Annotated in this window: 14 protein-coding genes; 5 read left to right on the forward strand and 9 right to left on the reverse strand. The window is 71.9% G+C overall.

All coding sequences use genetic code 11. The features are described from left to right. Nucleotides 1–58 precede the first annotated feature (58 nt). Together GTW43_RS14360 and GTW43_RS14365 are read right to left on the reverse strand one after the other, a co-directional pair. Nucleotides 59–2,071, reverse strand: a complete 2,013-nt coding sequence (locus GTW43_RS14360) for a CocE/NonD family hydrolase (RefSeq protein WP_161302181.1) — start codon at nt 2,069–2,071, stop codon at nt 59–61. A gap of 27 nt (nt 2,072–2,098) precedes the next feature. Beyond that, nucleotides 2,099–3,595 (reverse strand): peptide MFS transporter, encoded by a 1,497-nt coding sequence (locus GTW43_RS14365; RefSeq protein WP_161302183.1) that lies wholly within the window; start codon nt 3,593–3,595, stop codon nt 2,099–2,101. Nucleotides 3,596–3,819: 224 nt separating this feature from the next. Between GTW43_RS14365 and GTW43_RS14370 the strand changes: the two genes are divergently transcribed. The 4 genes from GTW43_RS14370 to GTW43_RS14385 all read left to right on the forward strand — a co-directional run bounded on the left by GTW43_RS14370 (nt 3,820) and on the right by GTW43_RS14385 (nt 8,252). Beyond that, nucleotides 3,820–4,830 (forward strand): polyprenyl synthetase family protein, encoded by a 1,011-nt coding sequence (locus tag GTW43_RS14370; protein ID WP_161302185.1) that lies wholly within the window; start codon nt 3,820–3,822, stop codon nt 4,828–4,830. A gap of 276 nt (nt 4,831–5,106) precedes the next feature. Then, nucleotides 5,107–6,351: a DUF2092 domain-containing protein gene (locus GTW43_RS14375; protein WP_161302187.1), complete on the forward strand. Its 1,245-nt coding sequence runs from the start codon at nt 5,107–5,109 to the stop codon at nt 6,349–6,351. Between the two features lie 79 nt (nt 6,352–6,430). Further along, the gene (locus tag GTW43_RS14380; protein WP_161302189.1) at nt 6,431–7,369 is read left to right on the forward strand and encodes an ABC transporter ATP-binding protein; all 939 of its coding nucleotides are present in this window, start codon (nt 6,431–6,433) and stop codon (nt 7,367–7,369) included. Then, nucleotides 7,356–8,252, forward strand: coding sequence for an ABC transporter permease (locus GTW43_RS14385; RefSeq protein ID WP_161302191.1), 897 nt, complete (start codon nt 7,356–7,358; stop codon nt 8,250–8,252). The genes GTW43_RS14380 and GTW43_RS14385 overlap by 14 nt, the downstream gene beginning before the upstream one ends. Here GTW43_RS14385 and GTW43_RS14390 read toward each other — a convergent pair. The 4 genes from GTW43_RS14390 to GTW43_RS14405 form a co-directional block, all read right to left on the reverse strand. Next, nucleotides 8,242–8,865: an NAD(P)H-dependent oxidoreductase gene (locus GTW43_RS14390; RefSeq protein WP_161302193.1), complete on the reverse strand. Its 624-nt coding sequence runs from the start codon at nt 8,863–8,865 to the stop codon at nt 8,242–8,244. The two genes, GTW43_RS14385 and GTW43_RS14390, sit on opposite strands and share 11 nt — an antisense overlap. A 133-nt stretch (nt 8,866–8,998) precedes the next feature. After that, a complete protein-coding gene (locus tag GTW43_RS14395) occupies nt 8,999–9,448 on the reverse strand; it encodes a VOC family protein (protein WP_161302195.1) in 450 nt (149 codons plus the stop codon). 37 nt (nt 9,449–9,485) lie between these two features. Continuing rightward, nucleotides 9,486–10,487 carry an EamA family transporter RarD gene (gene rarD, locus GTW43_RS14400; protein WP_343246003.1) on the reverse strand — a complete coding sequence of 334 codons (1,002 nt, stop codon included), beginning with the start codon at nt 10,485–10,487 and terminating at the stop codon, nt 9,486–9,488. 110 nt (nt 10,488–10,597) lie between these two features. After that, the gene (locus GTW43_RS14405) at nt 10,598–11,455 is read right to left on the reverse strand and encodes an SDR family oxidoreductase (RefSeq protein ID WP_161302199.1); all 858 of its coding nucleotides are present in this window, start codon (nt 11,453–11,455) and stop codon (nt 10,598–10,600) included. A gap of 163 nt (nt 11,456–11,618) precedes the next feature. Here GTW43_RS14405 and GTW43_RS14410 point away from each other — a divergent pair, with 163 nt between their 5' ends. Next, a complete protein-coding gene (locus tag GTW43_RS14410) occupies nt 11,619–11,963 on the forward strand; it encodes a helix-turn-helix domain-containing protein (RefSeq protein ID WP_237536597.1) in 345 nt (114 codons plus the stop codon). 78 nt (nt 11,964–12,041) lie between these two features. On the opposite strand, the gene GTW43_RS14415 is transcribed toward GTW43_RS14410, so the two are convergent. From GTW43_RS14415 to GTW43_RS14425, 3 genes are all read right to left on the reverse strand, one after another. Continuing rightward, nucleotides 12,042–13,094, reverse strand: a complete 1,053-nt coding sequence (locus tag GTW43_RS14415) for a 2-oxoacid:ferredoxin oxidoreductase subunit beta (protein WP_161302202.1) — start codon at nt 13,092–13,094, stop codon at nt 12,042–12,044. Further along, nucleotides 13,087–15,033 carry a 2-oxoacid:acceptor oxidoreductase subunit alpha gene (locus GTW43_RS14420; protein WP_161302204.1) on the reverse strand — a complete coding sequence of 649 codons (1,947 nt, stop codon included), beginning with the start codon at nt 15,031–15,033 and terminating at the stop codon, nt 13,087–13,089. The genes GTW43_RS14415 and GTW43_RS14420 overlap by 8 nt, the downstream gene beginning before the upstream one ends. 232 nt (nt 15,034–15,265) lie before the next feature. After that, nucleotides 15,266–15,925, reverse strand: a complete 660-nt coding sequence (locus tag GTW43_RS14425; protein WP_343246004.1) for a response regulator transcription factor — start codon at nt 15,923–15,925, stop codon at nt 15,266–15,268. Nucleotides 15,926–15,985: the final 60 nt, after the last annotated feature.

Below are 15,985 nucleotides of genomic sequence, written 5' to 3' on the forward strand. Positions count from 1 at the left end.
CAGGGGCGCGGGGAACTGCGCGAGAAGCCCCACGCACCCGCACCCGAGATCCCAGGAGCTAGCCCGCCGCCCTCGGCAGCCTGCGCTCCCACGTCCGGTGGAACACCACCTCGTCCCCGGCCCGGCACACGACCTCGTTCGAGGTCACGAACTCCCGCTCCGTGCAGGAGATCTCCGAGCGGGTCTCCACCCGCGCGTCCCACCCCCGCTCGGGCCGGTGCAGCCGGATCGTCCAGTCGGAGCGGGTGCGGGCCGAGAGGGGGTCCGCCTCCTGGACGACGTACGTCTCCAGGGCGTCCTCGGTGAACTCCAGGCCGTCCGGGTAGACCCGGGTCCCGCCGTACTTCGGGTCGACCTCGAGCCGCCACTCGCCGCGCGCGACATCCCGCACGACGAGCCGCTCCGGCCGCTCCTCCTCGTCCAGCGCGGCGGGGAAGACGACCCCGAGCGGCTCGGACTGTTCGGGCTCCCCGAAGGTGATCTCCGGCCCGTCCGCCGCCTCCCGCACCGGCAGCTCGAGGGAGCTGCCCTGCGGGTCGAGTGTGAAGCCGCGCTGGGAGCCGGGCTGCGGCCAGATCCAGGGCCAGTACGCGGAGGACACGGCGAGCCGGATGCGGTGCCCGGCGGGGAAGACATGGCCGATGCCGTTCAGCTCGAAGGTGACGTCCTCGGTCATGCCCGGCACCATGGGCACGGTCACCGAACGCCCGTGCCGGGTCGAGAAGTTGAGGACGCCGCGCGTCACGAGGGTCGACGAGCCGTCGGGCGCGACGTCGCAGAGCCGGGCGACGGCCTGTCCGCGCGGCACCGGCGACGTGACCCGCAGCCGGACCCGGGGCCGCCCGAGCACCGCCGTGTCGGCCGGCACCTCGAACTCGAAGCAGGCCGACTTCGCGTCCTCGTCCCGCTGGTCGGGCGGCAGGTCCGCGTCGTTGCCGAACGGGAAGAAGCGGCCCGCGTCCAGGCCCGTCTGCTGCGGGGAACGGACCGGCACCGGCGCGCCCTGGAGCGCGTACGTGACGGGCGTGACGTGCGGGGAGGGCCAGGACGGGTCGCCGACCCAGCGGCCCGGCAGCTCCGCGTAGACGGTGGCGGGCGGATGGGAGTCGCTGAGCCAGGAGCGCAGTTTCGGCTCGGCCATGATCCCCGTGTCTTCGCCCTTGAGCCAGTGGTCCCACCAGCGCAGCGTCTCCTGGAGGAAGCCGATGCCGGGGCCGGGCGGCAGGCAGCGGTCCGGGTACTGGTGCGACCAGGGCCCGATGATGCCCCGCACCTGGTCGTCGGGGAGCGCGTGGACCAGCCGCAGCACGGTGTCCCGGTACGGGTCGTGCCAGCCGCCGACGGCGAGGACGCCCGCCGTGATCGCCGTGTAGTCCTCGCAGACGGAGCCGTGCCGCCAGTAGTCGTCGCGGGTCTGGTGGGCGAGCCAGGTGTGGATGAACGGGTCGACCGCCTCCAGGCGCTCCGTCCACATCTCCTTCCAGGCGTCGCCCACGAACTCCGGGTCCGGCGGCCGGGACACGAACGCGAGCATGGTCGCCGCCCATGCGTGCATGTCGACGGCGAGCACGGAACCACCCATGTAGTGCACGTCGTTGTCATAGCGGTCGTCCGTGGAGCAGACGGTGACGATCGCCTTGAGCGGCTCGGGCGCGAGGGCCGCGATCTGGAGTGAGTTGAAGCCGCCCCACGAGATGCCGAACATGCCGACCCGGCCCGAGGACCAGGGCTGGGCCGCGAGCCAGTTCACGACCTCGACGCCGTCCGCGAGCTCCTGTGCGTCGTACTCGTCGCCGGGCAGGCCCTCCGAGTTGCCGTGCCCGCGCACGTCGACCCGTACGGAGGCGTAGCCGTGGCCCGCGTACCAGGGGTGGCGCTGCCAGTCGCGCGGCGCCGTCCAGTCGGAGAGCCGGTAGGGCAGGTACTCGAGGACGACGGGGACGGGCTCGTCGGTGGCCGGGCGCCAGATCCGGGCGAAGAGGGTCGTCCCGTCGGACAGGGGGATCCGGACGTCCTCGTGGGACACGTCGAAGGCGAAGTCGGTGCGGATGCGGGGTGCGGCAGGACTCATGGCAGTACCTCGGTGAGCGGCAGGACCTCAGTGAACGGGGTGCATGGTGCGGCGCAGCCACGGCGCCAGGGCGATCACGGCGAGACCGACGGCGACGGCGATCGCGCCGTTGACCCCGAAGTACGCCGGGTTGGAGACCTCTCCGTAGAGCTTCACGGTCTGGGCCTGGATGCCGTTGGCCAGGGCGAGGGAGAGGAACCAGAGAGACATGGTCTGGCTCGCGAAGGCCTGCGGGGCGAGCTTGGTGGTGGCGGACATGCCGGAGGTCTCCAGGAGGACGTCACCGAGCCCGAGCAGCAGGTACGAGCCGACGATCCACCAGGCGGCCATCCGGTACGAGTCGTCGGCGTGCCCGGAGGTCGGCAGGACCATCAGCAGGAAGGACAGGCCGCCGAGGATCACGCCCAGCGCGATCTTGTTGGAGGCGTGCGGCTGGCGTGGGCCCATCCGCGCCCACACGCCCGCGACGACGGGCGCGAGCGCCACCTCGAAGGCGCCGAGCGCGGAGGCGTACCAGCCGGCCGGGAAGTGGAAGCCGAGGATGGTGGTCTCGGCGTTCGTCGAGGCCAGCAGCATCATCGTCGAGTACGCCTGGAAGAGGATGAAGTTGAAGGCGACGGACGCGACGAAGAGGACCAGGTAGGGGCGGAGCCGGCCGCGCTCCTCGGCGGTGACGCGCGGGCTGCGGAACATGACGACGAAGTAGACGACGGGCGCGATCACCGAGATGACGGTGAGGACGTCGACGAAGCGGTCCATCGTGAGCCATCCGGCGGCCACGAGCGCGACGGCGAGCGCGGCCACGACGACGGCGCCCGCGGCCATCAGGCGCAGGGTCCGGCGCAGCGCGGCCTGCGGCAGCCGGTACTCGGCGGCGTCCTTGCGCCCGGCCAGGTGACGCCGCCCGGCGACGTACTGGATCAGGCCGAAGGTCATGCCGACGGCGGCGGCGGAGAAGCCCCAGTGCCAGCCCTTGTGGTCGCCGAGCCACGCGGTGATGAGCGGCCCGGCGAACGCGCCGATGTTGATGCCCATGTAGTACAGCGCGAAGCCGGCGTCGCGGCGCTCGTCGTCGGTGCGGTAGAGCTTGCCGACCATGGACGCCACGTTGGGCTTCAGCAGGCCGGTGCCGGCGCTGATCAGGCCGAGGCCGACCCAGGTCATCGTCGCGGTGGGCACCGCCATGGAGTAGTGGCCGCAGGCGATGAGGATGCCGCCCCACAGGACGGCCCGGTACGAGCCGAGGATCCGGTCGGCGAGCCATCCGCCCGCGACGGACACAAGATAGACAAGGGTGCCGTACGCGGCGGAGACCGACGCGGCGGTGCCCGGATCCATGCCGAGGCCGCCGTGTGCGACGGTGTCGGCGAAGTACAGGACGAGAATGGCCTGCATGCCGAGGAACGAGAAGCGCTCCCAGACCTCGAGCCCCGACAGCGTGAGCAGTCCGCGGGGCTGTCCGAGGAAGGCCGCGTCGTCGCCCGGCGGCGGTTCGGGGTCGGTGTCGGTCACGGTGCGGGACATGATGGGCACTCCCGGTCGTATCGGATGATCACGAACATACCGGGGGCGTCAGAAGAGCGCCTGGTGCGGACTGTCCGGGCGGGCGCCCCCTGTGATCGAAACGCGACCGGATACGCTGACTTGAGTGATGGCAGCGACACATCGACAAACCGTGTCATCGACCGAATGATCGACCGGGTTCGCCAGGTGATCGTCGTGATCGTCAGCAGACAGGAGACCCACTCGTGACCGTCGTCGGGACTTTCGGTCTTAGCGTGCGGGACCAGGCTCTCGAAGCCGATGTCCAGGCCGGATTGGCGGCTGTCGAGGAGGGACTGCTCGACGCCACCAAGAGCGAGGTTCCCTTCATCACGGAGGCGGCCCAGCATCTGGTGCGCGCCGGGGGCAAGCGCTTCCGGCCGCTGCTCGTGACGCTCGCCGCCCAGTTCGGCGATCCGTACGCGCCGGGCGTCGTGCCCTCGGCCGTCGTCGTCGAGCTCACCCACCTCGCCACGCTCTACCACGACGACGTGATGGACGAGGCGGACGTGCGCCGCGGCGTGCCCAGCGCCAACCAGCGCTGGGGCAACTCGGTGGCCGTCCTCACCGGCGACTTCCTCTTCGCCCGCGCCTCCCACATCCTCGCCGACCTGGGCCCGGACGCCGTCCGTATCCAGGCGGAGGCGTTCGAGCGCCTGGTCACCGGCCAGATCCTGGAGACCGCGGGCCCGGCCGACGGGCGCGACCCGGTCGACCACTACCTGGACGTGCTCGCCGGCAAGACCGGCTCGCTGATCGCCGTGGCCTGCCGGTTCGGCGCCATGATGTCCGGCGCCGACGAGACCGTCGTCGACGTCCTCACCCAGTACGGGGAGCGGCTCGGCGTCGCGTTCCAGCTCGCCGACGACGTGCTCGACATCGCCTCCGACTCGCACGAGTCCGGCAAGACGCCCGGCACCGACCTGCGCGAGGGCATCCCGACGCTGCCGGTGCTGCGGCTGCGCGAGCGCGCCGACCGGCTCGGTCTGACCGAGGACCGGGCGCTCGTCGAGCTCCTCGACTCCGACCTCACCGACGACGCCCGGCACGCCGAGGCGCTCACCCGGCTGCGGGCCCACCCGGCGCTCGAGCAGGCCCGCCGCGACACCGTGCGCTACGCGGAGGACGCCCGCGCGGCGCTCGCCCCGCTGCCCGAGTGCGAGGCCAGGGCGGCGCTGCTGGAGCTGTGCGACGCGGTGGTGCACCGGGCGGGCTGACGGTCCGCCACGCCCGCTCACCGTGCCGGGTGAACGGGGCGCCCGCCACCCGGAGGGGGAGGGGAACTCCGTGTCATCCCGTAGGCGTACACGGAGTTGATCCCGGGGTCTGACGTCTTTCCGGGCCCGCTTTGGTCAGATTGAGTCATCCACTCCTTACCGATTCAGGACCGTTTCGGGTGAGAATGGCGGCTCGGGGTGGAACGCAGACCGTACAGACCGAACGAGTGCACAGGACGGTAGGCCGCCGCCGATCACGGAGGTAGGGCAACAGACATGGCACCGTACGCATCCGAAGACAGCCAGGACGGCGGGACCGCCGGCACCGGCGCAGGACGGCGCAGGGCGGCCCGGTACGCGGTCCCCGTGGCCGTGATCGGGGTGGCCGCGGCGACGATCGGGCTGGTCCCGGCGCTCGCCGACTCCGGCGACCCCGACCTGCCGAAGATCACGGCTCAGGAACTCCTGCAGAAGATCGCGGCCTCGGACACCCAGCAGCTGTCCGGCACCGTGAAGATCCACACCGATCTGGGGCTGCCCTCGCTGGGCGGTGCCGCCTCCGGCATGCTGGGCGGCGGGGCCGGCGGTGACGAGGGCTCCTCGTCCGCGGACCCGAAGGCCAAGCTCACCGAGCTCGCCTCCGGCACGCACACCCTGCGTGTCGCGGCGGACGGCCCGGACCGGCAGAAGCTCTCGATCCTCGACGACGCGTCCGAGTACAGCCTGATCCACAACGGCAGCGACGTGTGGGCCTACGACAGCAAGTCGAACGAGGCCTACCACGCGAAGGACGCGGGGAAGCACTCCGGCGAGGACCGGGCGAAGCGGCACGAGGGCGAGCTGCCCGCCACGCCGAAGGAGCTCACGGACGAGATCGTCGAGGCGGCCGGCGACACGACGTCGTTCACGGTGGACGGCACCGCCCAGGTCGCGGGCCGCGACGCCTACCGGCTGCAGATCAAGCCGAAGCAGTCCGGTTCGACGGTCGGCGCGATCACGGTCTCCGTCGACGCGAAGACCGGCACGCCGCTGAAGTTCTCGCTGACCCCGGCGAGCGGCGGCGCGGCCGTCGTCGACGCGGGCTTCACCAGCGTCGACTTCGGCAAGCCGGCCGCGTCCACCTTCGACTTCAAGCCGTCGAAGGGCACCAAGGTCACCGAGGCCGACGACGCGCACCGCAAGGCCGCGGAGCACGGCGACCACGCGCGGCGCATGCCGCAGGGCGCCGGTGCGGCCGGGGACCTGAAGGTCGTCGGCGAGGGCTGGACCTCGATCGCCGAGCTGAAGCTGCCGTCCGGCGCCGGGATGCTCGGCGGCGGCACGGACGCGGACTCCGGCGCCGACATGCCGGCCGACGCCCAGAAGTTCCTCGACTCGCTGGGCGACAAGGTCAAGGGCGACTTCGGCACGGGCACGGTCTACTCGACGCGCCTGGTCAATGTCCTGGTCACCGAGGACGGCAAGGCCTACGCCGGTGCCGTCACCAAGGAAGCGCTGGTGAAGGCCGCCGACGCGGGCTGATCCGGCACGGCGCAGCACGGGTGAGGGGGCGGGGCCGAGCGCCCCGCCCCCTCACCTCGTCACGACGCGAGGGAGGGGCATGGCGCCGGTCATCGAGACCCGCGAGCTCAGCAAGCGGTACCGCGGCGGGCACCTGGCCGTCGACGGGCTCAGCCTGACCGTGCCCGAGGGGGCCGTCTTCGGCTTCCTCGGGCCCAACGGCTCGGGCAAGACCACCACCATCCGCATGCTCATGGGCCTGATCGAACCGACGTCCGGCACCGCGCGGGTCCTCGACCGGCCGATGCCCCGCGCGGCGCGGACGGTGCTGCCGCAGGTCGGCGCCCTGATCGAGGGCCCGGCCCTGTACGGGTTCCTGTCCGGCCGGGACAACCTGCTGCGGATCGACTCCGCGGACCCGACGGCCGACCCGCGCACCCGCCGGGGCCGGGTCGCGGCGGCCCTGGAGCGGGTCGGGCTCGCGGCCGCCGCGGGCAGGAAGGCGAAGGCGTACTCCCTCGGCATGAAGCAGCGGCTCGGGCTCGCCGCGGCGCTGCTCCAGCCGCGCCGGCTGCTCGTCCTGGACGAGCCGACGAACGGCCTGGACCCGCAGGGCATGCGCGAGATCCGCACCCTCGTGCGCGAGCTGGCCTCCGACGGCACGACCGTGTTCCTCTCCTCCCACCTGCTGGACGAGATCGAGCAGGTCTGCACGCACGCCGCGGTGATGGCGCAGGGCCGGCTCCTCACCCAGGGGCCGGTCGCCGAGCTCGCGGCGGGCGCGCGGGGCCGGCTCACCGTCACGACACCCGACGTCCCGGACGCGGTGCGGGTCCTCAAGGAGCAGGGCGTCGTGATCCTGGAGAGCGGGCAGGAGCGGGTCACGGCCGAACCGCCGCCCGCGGAGACCGACCTCGCGGAGCTGACCGCGGCGCTGGTCGCCGCGGGGGTCCGCGTCCGCGGCTTCGGTGTCGAACGGCCCTCGCTGGAGGACGCGTTCGTGGCGCTCACGGGAGAGGGATTCGATGTCGCGGGCTGAGGCGGTGCCGACGGGGGCGGCGGTGGCGCGGGGCGGCCGGTTCCGCTGGACGTTCGGTCTGTTCCGCAACGAGCTGACCACGACGTTCCGTCGCTGGCGCACGCTCGCGCTGCTCGCGGTGCTGGCCGCGGTGCCGGTGCTGATCGGCGTCGCGGTGCGGATCGAGACGAGCGACGGCTCCGGGGTCGGCGGGGGCGGACCGGAGGGCGGCGGCCCCGCGTTCATCGCGCAGATCACGAACAACGGGCTGTTCCTCGTGTTCACGGCGCTGGCCGCGACCCTGCCGTTCTTCCTGCCGATGGCGGTCGGGGTGATCGCGGGCGACGCGGTGGCGGGCGAGGCCGGGTCGGGCACCCTGCGCTATCTCCTGGTGGCCCCCGCGGGCCGCACCCGGCTGCTCCTGACCAAGTACGCGACGACCATGACGTTCTGCCTGGTGGCGACGCTCGTGGTGGCGGTGTCGGCGCTGGCCACCGGGGCGGTCCTGTTCCCGCTCGGCGATCTGGTCACGATCTCCGGGACCACGATCGGCTTCGGCGAGGGGCTCGGCCGGGCGCTTCTGATCGCCGTCGCGGTGGCGCTGTCGCTGGTCGGGATCGCGGCCCTCGGGCTGTTCGTCTCGACGCTGACGAACAGCGGGATCGCGGCGATGGCGACCACGGTCGGCCTCCTGATCACGGTGCAGATCCTCGACCAGATCCCGCAGCTGCACGCGATCCAGCCGTACTTCTTCTCGCACTACTGGCTGTCCTTCGCGGACCTGATGCGCGAGCCGGTCTACTGGACCGATCTGGTCAAGAACCTGGAGCTCCAGGCGCTGTACGCGGCGGTGTTCGGCTCGGCGGCCTGGGCCCGCTTCACGGCGAAGGACATCACGGCGTGAGCGCCCCGTCCTCGTAGGGGAAGCGGGCGAGCGGCGCGTCCCGGGCGAAGAAGCTCTTGGCGCGGGCCAGGGCGTCGGTGTCGGTCAGGACGTCACCGGGCCTGCTGCCGTTGCCGAGCAGCACCCCGCCGAACCGCATGCCGAGGTACGCCGCCGAATTGCGCAGCGTTCCGGTCAGCGGGTCCGCGACGACCTGCTCCGCGTGGGCGAGCGCCGTGACGCCCCACAGGGTGCGCCCGGCCATCGTCTCCTTGAAGTCGACGCCGGGGGTGCGCAGCCAGCCCGACCAGTGGTCCAGGTAGCGCTTGACGGACGCCGACACGGAGTACCAGTACAGCGGCGACACGATCACGAGGTCCGTCGCGTCGAGGGTCGCGTCGAGCAGCAGCGCGGTCGCGTCGCCGCGGGGCCGGACGTGGTCGCTGTCGTGGCGCAGGTCCTCGAAGTCGGGGAGGCGGTGCTCGGCGAGGTCGATCCAGCGCCGGCTCACGCCGGGCGGCAGCTGCTCGGCGGCCCGGCGCGCGAGCAGTTCGCTGTTGCCGTCGGGGCGGCTGCTGCCGAGCACGAACAGGAAACGGCGGTCGGACGGGCCGTCGGACAGGTGATCGGACATGGCTCCCCCTGGGGCGCAGGCAGTGGTTACATGCGCTTGCAGTATATGCAGATGCATTGATGTGAGCCAGGGGGATCCGATGCATGGGATCCGGGGGGAGTGAATCGGGGGGATCCGGAGGGGCCGCGCGGGCTCACTGCACGTCGAACTCGTTGCCCTCGGGGTCGGCCAGCGTCACCCAGGAGCCGCCCTGCGCCGTCACCTCGTGCAGGACCCGCGCCCCGAGGCCGGTCAGCCGCCGGACCTCCGCGTCCCGCCGCTCCCCGCCCACGTGCAGGTCCAGGTGCAGCCGGTTCTTGCCGCTCTTGGGCTCGGGGACGCGCTGGAAGAGGATGCGCCGGCCGAGCCCGGTGCCGCTGTCCGGCGCCACCGGGTCGTCCGGGTGCCGGACGGCCACGAGGTCGCGGAACGCGCGCCGGCCCCACCGCTCCACCGTGTCGGCCTCGGTGAGCGCCCCGAACCCGAGCAGCTGTCCGATCAATGCCGCGTTGTCCTCGATCACGTAGCCGAGGGCGCCGGACCAGAAATCGGCCTGGGCGTGCGGGTCGGCGGCGTCGACGACGAGTTTCCAGTCAAGGGTCATGCGACCGTTATAGGCCGCCGGTAGGCCGGGCGCCGTCCTACTGGGGTGTGCCGAGCGGCTCCCCGGCGGGGGACCCGGTGTCGTCGCGGGCCGTGGCCGCGCGGGCGGCGCGGGCCAGCTGCATCCGGCCGGCCCGCGCCGTGCGCAGGGCGTCCCAGGTCAGGACGGCCAGGGCGGCCCAGACCAGCGCGAAGCCGGCCCAGCGCTCGGGCGGCATCTCCTCGTGGAAGTAGGCGATGCCCAGCACGAACTGGAAGACCGGGGCCAGGTACTGGAGCAGGCCGAGCGTGGAGAGCGGGACGCGGATCGCGGCGGCGCCGAAGCACACCAGCGGGATCGCCGTCACCAGGCCGGTCGCCGCGAGCAGCGACGCGTGCCCGGGGCCCTCGGTGGTGAACGTGGCACGGCCCTCGGCGGACAGCCAGATCAGGTAGGCGAGCGCGGGCAGGAACTGCACGGCGGTCTCCGCGGCCAGCGACTCGACCCCGCCCAGGTTCACCTTCTTCTTCACGAGCCCGTACGTGCCGAACGAGAACGCGAGCGTCAGCGAGATCCACGGCGGCTGCCCGTAGCCGACGGCCAGGACCAGGACCGCGGCGGCGCCGGTGGCGACCGCCGCCCACTGGGCGGGCCGCAGCCGCTCCTTGAGGACCAGGACGCCGAGCGCGATGGAGACCAGCGGGTTGATGAAGTAGCCGAGCGAGGCCTCGACGACGTGGCCCGCGTTGACCGCCCAGATGTAGAAGCCCCAGTTCACGGTGATCACGGAGGCCGCGGCCACGACCAGCGCGAGCCGCCTCGGCCGGCGCAGCAGCTCGCGCAGCCAGTCCCACCTGCGCACGAACAGCAGGGCGATGCCGACGAGGGCGAGCGACCACACCATGCGGTGGGCGAGGATCTCCATCGCCCCGGCGGGCTTGAGCAGCGGCCAGAACAGGGGCACGAGGCCCCACATCCCGTACGCCGCGAATCCGTTGACGAGGCCGATGCGCCCCTCGTTGCCCGCCTGTCCCGCAGACCTTGCCGCCGCGTCCTCCACGGACCCTCCTCGCTCCACACGGCAGCCCCGCGGCGGCCACTGAGCAAGGTAGCGCCGCGGGGCGGGTCTGTCATGCCCGTATCGCCATACGGTCCTGACGGGTGCGGGGGCTACTTCAGCGCGGCGGCGATCGCGTCCGCGAGCGGGGTCGTCGGGCGGCCGATGAGCCGGGACAGCGCGCCGTCGCCGCGGGCCAGCAGGCCCTGCCCGACGGCCGTGTCGACGCCGACGAGGATCGCGGCGAACGGGGCCGGCAGACCGGCGCCCACCAGGATCTCCTGGTGCTGCTCCGGCGTGACCTCCCGGTGGACGATGTCCCGGCCGGACTGCCGGGCGACCTCGGCCGCGTACTCGGCGAGCGTCCAGGCGGTGTCGCCGCTCAGCTCGTACGCGCGGTTCTCGTGGCCCTCGCCGGTCAGGACGGCGACGGCGGCGGCCGCGTAGTCGGCGCGGGAGGCGGAGGCGATGCGGCCCGCGCCCGCGTTGCCCACGACGGCGCCGTGGGCGAGGACCGGCGCCAGGTTCTCCGTGTAGTTCTCGTGGTACCAGCCGTTGCGCAGGAACGTGTACGGCAGGCCCGAGTCGAGGATCAGCTGCTCGGTGGCCTTGTGCTCGTCGGCGAGCGCGAAGTCGGCGTCCGGGCCGCCCAGGATGCCCGTGTAGGCGAGCAGGGCCACGCCCGCGGTCCGCGCCGCGTCGACGACGGCTCCGTGCTGGGCGACGCGCTGCCCGACCTCGCTGCCGGAGACGAGCAGGACGCGGTCCCCGGCGCGGAAGGCGTCGGTGAGGGTCTCGGGCGCGCTGTAGTCGGCGATGCGGAGCTCGACACCGCGCGCGGCCAGCGGGGCGGCCTTCTCCTTGCTGCGCACGACGGCGGCGATCTCCCCGGCGGGCACGCCGGCGTCCAGCAGCCCTTCGACGACGAGGTGGCCGAGGTGTCCGGTGGCTCCGGTGACGACGAGGCTCATGAGGGGGTTCTCCTTCGGTGGGGCGTTCTGTCCTCACCGTAAGAGGTGCACTGTCGATTCGTAAGTACCCACTTTGAAGTAAGGTACTGGCATGACGGTAAGCAGCGAAGAGCGCGCCAAGGTGAGCCGGGTCCGGGAGTGGACGACGGGGCCGGGGCAGGAGATGTGTCCGCAGCGGCTCGTGCTGGAGCACGTCACCAGCCGCTGGGGGGTGCTCGTGCTGCTCGTGCTGGAGGAGCGGTCGTTCCGGTTCAGCGAGCTGCGCCGGGAGATCGGCGGGGTGAGCGAGAAGATGCTCACCCAGACCCTGCAGACGCTGGAGCGGGACGGCGTCGTGCACCGTGCCGCGCAGCCGGTCATCCCGCCGCGCGTCGACTACTCGCTGACGGACCTCGGCCGGGAGGCGGCCGCCCAGGTGCGGGCGCTCTCGGACTGGACGGAGCGCAGTCTCGACCGGGTGATGCAGGCGCGCGAGCGCTACGACGCGGCGCGCGCCGCGACGTCCTGAACACGCGCCGGCCGGGCGCACGTCCAGGACGTCACGACTTCACGACTCCGGGGCTCCAGACGTCGTACGGGGGACGGCTCAGCCCGCGACGGTCCAGGTGTCGCCACCGGCCAGCAGGGCGCCGAGATCCCCCTTGCCGTCCCTCTCGACGGCGGCGTCGAGCTGCTCGGCCATCTGCGTGTCGTAGACCGGCCGCTCCACGTTGCGGAAGACGCCGATCGGGGTGTGGTGCAGGGTGTCCGGATCGGCGAGCCGGGACAGGGCGAACGCGGTGGTCGGAGAGGCCGAGCGGGTGTCGTGGACGAGGATGTCCGCCCGGTTCGCGTCCGTCACCGCGACGACCTGGAGATCGCCGGTGGCCGGGTCGCGCACGACGCCCTTGGAGCCCTCGGCGCCGAAGACGATCGGCTGCCCGTGCTCCAGCCGGATCACGGCCTCCTCGGCCTGCTGCTTGTCCTTGAGGACCTCGAAGGCGTTGTCGTTGAAGATGTTGCAGTTCTGGTAGATCTCCACGAGGGCGGTGCCGGGGTGCTCGGCCGCCTCGCGCAGCACCGACGTGAGGTGCTTGCGGTCCGAGTCCACGGTCCGTGCCACGAACGAGGCCTCCGCGCCGATCGCGAGCGACACCGGGTTGAACGGCGCGTCGAGCGAGCCCATCGGCGTCGACTTCGTGATCTTGCCGACCTCGGAGGTGGGCGAGTACTGGCCCTTGGTGAGGCCGTAGATCCGGTTGTTGAACAGCAGGATCTTCAGGTTCACGTTGCGGCGCAGGGCGTGGATGAGGTGGTTGCCGCCGATGGACAGCGCGTCGCCGTCGCCGGTGACGACCCAGACGCTCAGGTCGCGGCGCGAGGAGGCGAGTCCGGTCGCGATGGCCGGGGCGCGGCCGTGGATCGAGTGCATCCCGTAGGTGTTCATGTAGTACGGGAAGCGGGAGGAGCAGCCGATGCCGGAGACGAAGACGATGTTCTCCTTGGCCAGGCCCAGCTCGGGCATGAAGCCCTGCACGGCCGCCAGGACCGCGTAGTCACCGCAGCCCGGGCACCAGCGCACCTCCTGGTCGGACTTGAAGTCCTTCATCGACTGCTTGGCCTCGGCCTTGGGCACCAGGTTCAGGAGTGACTCAGGCATCGATGGCCTCCTTGAGAGCCGTGGCGAGCTGCTCCGCCTTGAACGGCATGCCGTTGACCTGGTGGTAGCTCTCCGCGTCGACCAGGTACTTCGCCCGGATCAGGGTGGCGAGCTGGCCCAGGTTCATCTCGGGGATCACGACCTTGTCGTAGCGCGCGAGGACCTCGCCGAGGTTCTTCGGGAACGGGTTCAGGTGGCGCAGGTGGGCCTGTGCGATCGGTGTGCCCGCGGTGCGCAGCCGGCGCACGGCCGCGGTGATCGGCCCGTACGTCGAGCCCCAGCCCAGGACGAGGGTGCTCGCCGGGCCGGCCGGGTCGTCGACCTCCAGGTCGGGCACCTCGATGCCGTCGATCTTGGCCTGGCGGGTGCGGACCATGAAGTCGTGGTTGGCCGGGTCGTAGGAGATGTTCCCCGTGCCGTCCTGCTTCTCGATGCCGCCGATGCGGTGCTCCAGGCCCGGGGTGCCCGGGATCGCCCACGGGCGGGCCAGCGTCTGCGGGTCCCGCTTGTAGGGCTGGAAGACCTCGGTGCCGTCGTCCAGCGTGTGGTTCGGACCCTGCGCGAACCGGGTGCGCAGGTCCGGCAGTTCGTCCACCTCGGGGATGCGCCATGGCTCCGACCCGTTGGCCAGGTAGCCGTCGGACAGGAGGAACACCGGGGTGCGGTACGTGACCGCGATCCGGGCCGCCTCCAGGGCCGCGTCGAAGCAGTCCGCCGGGGTGCACGGGGCGACGACCGGGACCGGTGCCTCGCCGTTGCGCCCGTACATGGCCTGGAGCAGGTCCGCCTGCTCGGTCTTCGTCGGCAGGCCCGTCGAGGGGCCGCCGCGCTGGATGTCGACGACGAGCAGCGGCAGTTCGAGCGAGACGGCCAGACCGATCGTCTCCGACTTGAGGGCCACGCCGGGACCGGAGGTCGTCGTGACGGCGAGCGAGCCGCCGAACGCGGCGCCCAGCGCCGCACCGATCCCCGCGATCTCGTCCTCCGCCTGGAACGTCCGCACACCGAAGTTCTTGTGCTTCGACAGCTCGTGCAGGATGTCCGAGGCGGGGGTGATCGGGTACGAGCCGAGGTAGAGCGGCAGGTCCGCCTGCCGGGAGGCGGCGATCAGGCCGTACGACAGCGCCAGGTTCCCCGAGATGTTGCGGTAGGTGCCCGTGGGGAACGCGGTGGCGGCCGGTGCGACCTCGTAGGAGACCGCGAAGTCCTCGGTGGTCTCCCCGAAGTTCCACCCCGCGTGGAACGCCGCCAGGTTCGCCTTCATGATCTCGGGCTTGCGGCCGAACTTGGCCTTCAGGAACTTCTCCGTGCCCTCCGTGGGCCGGTGGTACATCCACGACAGCAGACCGAGCGCGAACATGTTCTTGCTGCGCTCGGCCTCCTTGCGCGAGAGGTCGAACTCCTTCAGCGCCTCGACCGTCAGCGTCGTCAGCGGCACCGGGTGCACGTGGTAGGCCTCGAGCGAACCGTCGTCGAGGGGGCTCGTGGCGTACCCCACCTTCGTCATGGCCCGCTTGGTGAACTCGTCGGTGTTCACGATGACTTCGGCGCCGCGCGGGACGTCCGCGATGTTCGCCCTCAGTGCGGCCGGGTTCATCGCGACCAGCACGTTCGGCGCGTCGCCCGGGGTCAGGATGTCGTGGTCGGCGAAGTGGAGCTGGAACGAGGAGACGCCGGGCAGGGTGCCGGCAGGGGCGCGGATCTCGGCCGGGAAGTTCGGCAGGGTCGAGAGATCGTTGCCGAACGAGGCGGTCTCCGAGGTGAAGCGGTCGCCGGTGAGCTGCATACCGTCACCGGAGTCGCCCGCGAACCGGATGATGACCCGGTCCACGCGCCGCACGTCCTTGCCCGGTGCCCCCGCGTGTGTGCGCTGTCCCCCGACGACCGCGCTGTCGGCCCCGTCGGCCTGCTCGGCGGTGCTACTGACCTGGCTGGTCACTGAACTGGACCTCCTTCGAGGCGGCTGTGCGGGCATGGCCGGCCCACCGGCCCTCCCAAGGTCCACCCTACGTCTGTAAGGGTCGCCTTCCTCTGAGCGATCGCAGAGCCGATCGCATGTTGAGACGGTTTTTCGCCCGCTGTCGCCATGGTCCGCACGCCCCCTGGGTCCCGCTCGCGCCCCTCTGGAAGAAGGCCGGGGCGCGTCCGCTATCTGACAGGGTGTCAGGTACTCAGGAGTTCAGGTAGGTCAGGACGGCCAGAACCCGGCGGTGATCCCCGTCACTCTGCGACAGGCCGAGCTTCAGGAAGATGTTGCTCACGTGCTTCTCCACCGCGCCGTCGCTCACCACCAGCTGGCGGGCGATCGCCGAGTTCGTCCGGCCCTCCGCCATCAGGCCGAGGACCTCGCGCTCACGCGGGGTCAGGTTCGCCAGGACGTCCTGCTTGCGGCTGCGGCCGAGCAGCTGCGCGACCACCTCCGGGTCCAGGGCCGTGCCGCCCTCCGCGACCCGCACCACCGCGTCCACGAACTCGCGGACCTCCGCGACCCGGTCCTTCAGGAGATAACCCACGCCGTGACTGGAACCCGCGAGCAGCTCCGTCGCGTACTGCTCCTCCACATACTGAGACAGCACCAGCACGCCGAGCCCCGGGAAACGGCCCCGCAGCTTCACGGCGGCACGGACCCCCTCGTCCGTGTGCGTCGGCGGCATCCGCACGTCCGCGACGACCACGTCCGGGAGCTGGTCCTGCTCGCCCAGCTCCGTGATCGTCTTCACCAGCGCCTCGCCGTCACCGACACCGGCCACGACATCGTGCCCCCGGTCGGTCAGCAACCGGGTCAGGCCCTCCCTGAGCAGCACTGAATCCTCGGCGATGACCACCCGCACCCTGTCCTCCACGTATCTCGGCCCCCCACCTGTGCCCCGGGCTCCTCGGCGCGGGGTCAG

It is taken from the genome of Streptomyces sp. SID5785 (assembly GCF_009870065.1).
In the GTDB taxonomy this organism is placed as follows: Bacteria; Actinomycetota; Actinomycetes; order Streptomycetales; family Streptomycetaceae; genus Streptomyces.

Coding starts and splice junctions, on each gene's coding strand:
- GTW43_RS14365 (WP_161302183.1), bottom strand. CDS start 3,595: ATGTCCCGCACCGTGACCGACACCGACCCCGAACCGCCGCCGGGCGAC.
- GTW43_RS14395 (WP_161302195.1), bottom strand. CDS start 9,448: ATGACCCTTGACTGGAAACTCGTCGTCGACGCCGCCGACCCGCACGCC.
- GTW43_RS14360 (WP_161302181.1), bottom strand. CDS start 2,071: ATGAGTCCTGCCGCACCCCGCATCCGCACCGACTTCGCCTTCGACGTG.
- GTW43_RS14390 (WP_161302193.1), bottom strand. CDS start 8,865: ATGTCCGATCACCTGTCCGACGGCCCGTCCGACCGCCGTTTCCTGTTC.
- GTW43_RS14380 (WP_161302189.1), top strand. CDS start 6,431: ATGGCGCCGGTCATCGAGACCCGCGAGCTCAGCAAGCGGTACCGCGGC.
- GTW43_RS14375 (WP_161302187.1), top strand. CDS start 5,107: ATGGCACCGTACGCATCCGAAGACAGCCAGGACGGCGGGACCGCCGGC.
- GTW43_RS14415 (WP_161302202.1), bottom strand. CDS start 13,094: ATGCCTGAGTCACTCCTGAACCTGGTGCCCAAGGCCGAGGCCAAGCAG.
- GTW43_RS14385 (WP_161302191.1), top strand. CDS start 7,356: ATGTCGCGGGCTGAGGCGGTGCCGACGGGGGCGGCGGTGGCGCGGGGC.
- GTW43_RS14410 (WP_237536597.1), top strand. CDS start 11,619: ATGTGTCCGCAGCGGCTCGTGCTGGAGCACGTCACCAGCCGCTGGGGG.
- GTW43_RS14405 (WP_161302199.1), bottom strand. CDS start 11,455: ATGAGCCTCGTCGTCACCGGAGCCACCGGACACCTCGGCCACCTCGTC.